This window comes from Novosphingobium sp. CCH12-A3, assembly GCF_001556015.1.
In the GTDB taxonomy this organism is placed as follows: domain Bacteria; phylum Pseudomonadota; class Alphaproteobacteria; order Sphingomonadales; family Sphingomonadaceae; genus Novosphingobium; species Novosphingobium subterraneum.
The window spans coordinates 1-822 of record NZ_LSIA01000307.1 but is presented as its reverse complement, the minus strand read 5'-3'; the positions used below and the strand labels follow the sequence as shown (position 1 = coordinate 822).

At 71.5% G+C, this 822-nt stretch carries 1 protein-coding gene; it reads left to right on the top strand.

The features are described 5' to 3' along the window. Positions 1-30: 30 nt before the first annotated feature. On the top strand, positions 31-822 hold a 792-nt coding region (locus AX703_RS25220; protein WP_062348197.1), incomplete at its 3' end, for a hypothetical protein.

Genomic DNA, 822 nt, shown 5'->3' with positions numbered 1-822 from the left:
CTATGGCATTTTATCAGGAGGTTACGTTGATTGACTGCTTCTTTGTCCCGCGACAAAGGAGCGCTGCCGTTCCTGTCAGCGGAAGTCGCCGACGGACTGGCGCGGGCCTCGCTCAGGCGGCTGTGGCGCGTCCATGTCCGCGACTTTCCTCAAGAAAACCAAGGCCCCGAGCACAATCCGGGGCTTGATGCGGCAGAACTGACCCGCTCATGGTACGCGGCCGAACGGCAGGACTTCCTGTCCTGGATCGCCCGGCGCGGCCCCCCTCCCCTCGCCCGCGCGGCCAGGCTCGCGCTCGCCGCGAAGGACGCACGCGAGAGCTTCTCATCGACCTTTGCGGGCGCCGACCGCGCGCTGGTACGGCTCGATGCCCTGCTGCCGGCACGCGAGCCCCTGGCAGCCCTGACCGAATGGCTCCGCCAGCTGCGCGAGGACGAGATCGACTTCCTCGAGGGCGGCAGCGAGGAGGTGCTGATCGAGGGCCGAGTGTTCCAGCGTTTTGCCGCGCGCGGGAGCGCCTGGGCCGCCTCGCTCGCCGCCGCGATGCGCCCGCAGCTGTTCGCCCTCGGCGCGGCGCCGCTGGCGCTCGCCGGGCTCGCCCCGCGTGCGCTGTTCCGCGCGGATCCCGAACGCCCCCTCCCCGCCCTGCTGGCGGGCGCGATCGGCGCAGCGGCAAGTGACGTCGCCACGGACCTCACCGCCGTCACGGCCATGGTTGCGCGCGGCGAGGAGCGCCTTGCCGGGCTCTACGCCTCGTCGCAGGCGCCGGCGATGTGGCAACTGATTGGCGGGCTGGGTCCCCTCACCCGCGCCGAACTGGCC